The organism is Mitsuaria sp. TWR114, from assembly GCF_007997345.1.
On the sequence record NZ_VOSR01000025.1, the window covers coordinates 1 to 4,398 of the forward strand.

Annotated in this window: 6 protein-coding genes; 4 read left to right on the forward strand and 2 right to left on the reverse strand. The window is 72.1% G+C overall.

What is annotated here, in order from left to right; translation table 11 throughout:
• Positions 1-843, forward strand: an 843-nt coding sequence (locus FUT87_RS01450; protein WP_222617015.1) for a DUF4239 domain-containing protein, incomplete at its 5' end; no start/stop codon positions are given.
• A 114-nt stretch (positions 844-957) separates the two neighbouring features.
• Here FUT87_RS01450 and FUT87_RS01455 read toward each other — a convergent pair.
• Positions 958-1,413 carry a GNAT family N-acetyltransferase gene (locus FUT87_RS01455; protein ID WP_255511604.1) on the reverse strand — a complete coding sequence of 152 codons (456 nt, stop codon included), beginning with the start codon at positions 1,411-1,413 and terminating at the stop codon, positions 958-960.
• A gap of 87 nt (positions 1,414-1,500) precedes the next feature.
• Here FUT87_RS01455 and bluB point away from each other — a divergent pair, with 87 nt between their 5' ends.
• The 3 genes from bluB to FUT87_RS01470 all read left to right on the forward strand — a co-directional run bounded on the left by bluB (position 1,501) and on the right by FUT87_RS01470 (position 3,724).
• Positions 1,501-2,238, forward strand: a complete 738-nt coding sequence (gene bluB, locus FUT87_RS01460; protein WP_147239828.1) for a 5,6-dimethylbenzimidazole synthase — start codon at positions 1,501-1,503, stop codon at positions 2,236-2,238.
• Between the two features lie 147 nt (positions 2,239-2,385).
• A complete protein-coding gene (locus tag FUT87_RS01465; protein ID WP_091724865.1) occupies positions 2,386-2,793 on the forward strand; it encodes a hypothetical protein in 408 nt (135 codons plus the stop codon).
• Between the two features lie 142 nt (positions 2,794-2,935).
• On the forward strand, positions 2,936-3,724 hold the full coding sequence (locus FUT87_RS01470; RefSeq protein ID WP_222617016.1) for a MipA/OmpV family protein: 789 nt from the start codon (positions 2,936-2,938) through the stop codon (positions 3,722-3,724).
• Between the two features lie 108 nt (positions 3,725-3,832).
• Here the strand turns inward: FUT87_RS01470 and FUT87_RS01475 are convergent.
• Positions 3,833-4,398: LysR substrate-binding domain-containing protein (locus tag FUT87_RS01475; protein ID WP_255511605.1), on the reverse strand; the 566-nt coding region annotated here is incomplete at its 5' end.

A 4,398-nucleotide genomic window follows, 5' to 3' on the forward strand; every position in this document is an offset into this window, starting at 1 on the left:
CTTCCTACGCTGGCGGCCATCGACATCCTTCGCGAGGCCCCCATGCCGCTGTGGCTCTATCACCTGCCGGTCTGGCAGTTCGGATCCTTGCTGCTCGCCGGCTGGATCATCCCGGCGCTCGCCAGCTTCGAGCTGGTGCACCGCCTGTGGAAGCCGCGCTTCGATGACACGGACAAGGGCCTGGCCCTGACGCTGCTGGCGCTGGTGGCCACGCTGAACTCGTTGCTGCTGGCCTTCTGCGCCGTGTCCGTGTGGGAGTCCTTCCGCAGCGCCGACTCCGCGGTCAGCAACGAGGCGGTGACCTTGAGCGCGCTGTCCCGCGACCTGGCCGTGATGGGCACGCCGCCGGCGCTCGAGGCGCGCGAGCGGGTCCGCGCGTACACGCGGTCCATCCTCGACGAGGAGTGGCAGGACATGCAGGGCACGCCCGGCGGCACCGGCACGGCCGGCGGCGGCCTGCACGTCAACCGCATCTTCCGCGCCGTGCAGCGCATCGAGCCGGGCAGCGCGGCCCAGCAGGCACTGCTGCACGAGATCTGGGCCCGCACCAACGACATGCTGAAGTTCCGGCGCGAACGGGTCAGCGCCAGCGAGTCGACCGTGCCGGCATCGCTCTGGTTCGTCGTGATCGCGGGCGGCGTCATGTCGCTGATCCCGCTGCTGGTGCTGCCGGCCACGGCGTTCAACCGGGCCGCGGTGATCTTCCTGTCCTTCTCGACCGGGCTGGTGTTCTTCTTCATCGCCCAGATGGACCGGCCCTTCGTCGGCGACCTGAGCATCAGCCCGCGGCCCTACGAGCGGACGCTGTCGGGCATGGAGAGCTGGGACCAGGGGCCGCGCTGATCGGCCCGGGCCGATGTCAGTCCGCGGCCGGGCGCCGGAACACGAGGTCGCCGTCGTCGTAGGTCAGCAGCGGTGGCGCGGTCGCCGGATCCATCGGCACATAACCGCAGCGCGTCAGCAGGCGGGCGCTGCGCGCGTTCTCCGGCAGCGTGGTCGCCCAGCATGCGCGCCCGGACTGACGCGGGCGATTTCCTCGTGGAGCCACCGCAGGCCTTCGGTCGCGTGGCCGCGGCCCCAGTGCGCGGTCCCCAGCAGGAACGCGACTTCCGCGATGCCGTCGTGGACCGTCGCTTCCAGTCGGCCGATGAGCTCGCCGGTCGCCGCCAGGCGCATCGCGTAGTTGAGCCAGCGCTGGTCGGCATGGTCGTCGGGCGGTCCGGCCAGGGCCCGGCGCAGGCCGAGCGCGACCAGCGCCGGGGAGTCCGGCAATCCGCCGATGTGCTGGTAGACGCGCTCGTCCCACAGCAGCGCGGCCATCGCGTCGAGGTCGGTGTCGATGAGCGGCGACAGGCGCAGCGGGCCGCGCAGGGTCGACGCGGTGGACTCGGGCGATGGCGGTGAAACAGGCATTCGGGAAAAGACGCGAGTCGGGACCGGCAGCGCGGATTTGTCAAAGCAGCCGACAGTATGGCTCGCGCGCCGGCCGACAATCGCGACATGACTCCGCCGTCCTCCGCCGATTCGCCGCGCCCTTCGACCTTCTCCGCGACTTCATCCGCGACTTCATCCGCGACCCCGACCGCCGCGCCGGACCCGCAGCATCGTTTCGACGACGTCGAGCGCGCCGCCGTCTATCGCGCGATCGCCTTGCGTCGCGACATGCGCCACTTCACGCCGTCCGCGCCCTTGCCCGACGAGCAGCTCGAGCGCCTGTTGCAGGCGGCGCATGCGGCGCCGTCGGTCGGGCTGATGCAGCCCTGGCGATTCATGCGGCTGAGCACGACCGCGTGGCGCGAGCGCCTGATGCCCATCGTCGAGGCGGAGCGCCGACGCACCGCGCAGGCGCTGGGTGAGCGCGGCGCGGAGTTCCTGCGGCTCAAGGTCGAGGGCCTGCGCGACTGCGCCGAGCTGCTGGCCATCGTGCTGGCGCCGGACGACGGCACCGTCTTCGGCCGCCGGAGCCTGCCGCGCGAGATGGCCTGGTGCTCCGCGGCCTGCGCGGTCCAGAACCTGTGGCTCGCCGCGCGGGCGGAGCACCTGGGCCTGGGCTGGGTCTCGATGTTCGACCCCGCGGCGCTGCGCCAGGCGCTGGCCCTGCCCGAGGGCGCGGAGCCACTGGGCCTGCTGTGCCTCGGCCCGGTCCCCGACTTCTACGAGCAGCCGATGCTCGAGGCCACCGGCTGGCGTCAGGCACGGCCGCTGCGCGAGATGCTGATGGAGCCGCCGGCGCCCTGAGGCGCCGGCCCGAGCCGGCTGTGAAGCCTGCTGCGAAGCCGTCCGCGAAGCCGTCCGCCGAGCGTTCTGCCAAGCGTCTGCCAAAGGGGACAGGCGCCGCGCCGCAAGCCCCTGTACGCTTGCGCCTTCCCATGACTGGACGGCCCCATGACCACTGATACCTGCCAGCAGCTGCGCCGCGCGCTGCTCGACCTCCACCGCGCGCTGGTCGACCTGGAGCGCGGCGACTTCGAGAAACAGCATGGTCCGCAGAGCGCGGGCGAGTTCCTGCAGGTGATGGCCTTCAGCGAGGACATGCGCTGGCTGGAGCCGCTGAGCCGGCTGATCACCATGCTGGACGAAGCCATCGACGGTGCCGCCGACGCGGCCGCCACGCCGCGCGCGGTGGCGCAGCGCGCGCGCGACCTGCTGGGACTGGACCGCGACAGCGCCGATCCGTTCAAGCAGCGGTATGCGCAGCGCTTCGACCAGTCGCCGCCGCTGGTGCATGCGCATACGGCAGCCATCGCGGCGCTCAAGGCGGTGGGGACGGTCGCGCCGGGCCCGCGCGCGTGATCGTTGGTAAGTGCGCAGTAAGACGTGCCCTTCGAGGATGCGGCCTCCTTTCACCGCCCTCTCGGGAACCCTCATGCTCACGCAGAAACGACTCCTCTCGCTCGCCCGATCGCTTGCAGATCCGCACGTTCGCACGGCGCTGTTGCGCGCCTCCCTGTCCTCCGCCGCGGTGATCTGCGCCGCGGCCCCGTCGGGTGTGCTGGCGGCGGGGCCCGGCGGTCCGGCGGGCCAGGAGGGCGAGTCGTCCTCCTGGGGCCTGGGCGTGGGCGTGGTGAGCACCCAGAAGGCCTACAAGGACATCGACCGCGAGAACAGGGCGCTGCCGATGATCCAGTACGAGAACCGCTGGGTGCGCGTCTTCGGTCCGGGCCTCACGGTGAAGCTGCCGCGCTGGCAGGTCGCGCCGGGCCACCAGGTCGACTTCGGCCTCGTGGCCAAGTGGGACGGCAGCGGCTACGAGGCCGGCGACGCGCCCATCCTGAACGGCATGGCCGAGCGCAAGGGCGGACTGTGGGCCGGCGCGAAGGCAAGCTGGAAGAGCGACATCGCCGAGCTGGGCGCCGAGTGGACCGCAGATGCCTCCGGCCACAGCAAGGGCCAGCGCCTGGCGCTGACGCTGGAGCGCTCCTGGCGCCTGGGCCAGCACGTCATGCTGACGCCGCGCCTGGGCGCGCAGTGGGTCGACAAGAAATACGTCGACTACTACTACGGCGTCCGCGCGAGCGAGGTCACCGCGGCGCGGGTCGCCTACCAGGGCAAGTCGACCGTCAACGCCGAGCTGGGCCTGCGCGGCACCTACCTGTTCAACCCGAAGAACGCGGTCTTCGTCGACGTCGGCGTGACGAGCCTGGGCAGCGGCATCAAGGACAGCCCACTGGTGGATGGCTCGACCGAGAATCGCGTCTTCGTCGGCTACCTGTACCGCTTCTGATGCCGCGCCGCGCGCGATCGGGGGCCAGGCGTCAGCCCGCATCGATCGCCGAGGCGCATGGCCGGACGCTGTCGGCGGAGCCCGAGGATCCCGGCCTGCGCCTGGTCGTCACCCGCGTTGGCCCGGCGTTGCCGTAGCCGGCCCGACGGTCATGCGGGCGGGCGTCGACGCCGGCGCCGCATGCACCGTGATGCCCGGACGGCGCGGGCCCTCGCCGGCCCAGCGCCAGAGCGACTGCGCCATCGCCTCGGCCGCCGCCGAGAGCGCGCGGTCGCGGCGGCGGATCAGGTAGATGTGGCGCTGCAATCCGGTCTCGGCGATCGGGCGGGCGACCAGGTCCGGATGGGCGAAGTGGAACAGCGTCAGCGCCGGCACCAGCGTCACGCCCAGTCCGGCGACCACCATGCCGGCCACCGAACTCAGCTGCTCGAGAGTCAGTACCGGGGTTAGCGGCCGGCCCGGCAGCGCCGCGTCCAGCGCCTGCCGAACGCTGCTGTGCCGCGCCAGGCCAATGAGCGGCTGACCGTTGAGCTCGGCCAGCGACGGCCTCCGGCGTCGTGCCAGCGGATGGTCGCGCCGGCAGACCAGGAAGAAGACATCCGACAGGAAGGGCTCCACGGACAGCTCCGGCGCGGTGGCGCGCAGGGCGGCGAGCGCCAGGTCGGCGCGGCCGG

Coding starts and splice junctions, on each gene's coding strand:
- FUT87_RS01465 (WP_091724865.1), top strand. CDS start 2,386: ATGACCACTGATACCTGCCAGCAGCTGCGCCGCGCGCTGCTCGACCTC.
- FUT87_RS01455 (WP_255511604.1), bottom strand. CDS start 1,413: ATGCCTGTTTCACCGCCATCGCCCGAGTCCACCGCGTCGACCCTGCGC.
- bluB (WP_147239828.1), top strand. CDS start 1,501: ATGACTCCGCCGTCCTCCGCCGATTCGCCGCGCCCTTCGACCTTCTCC.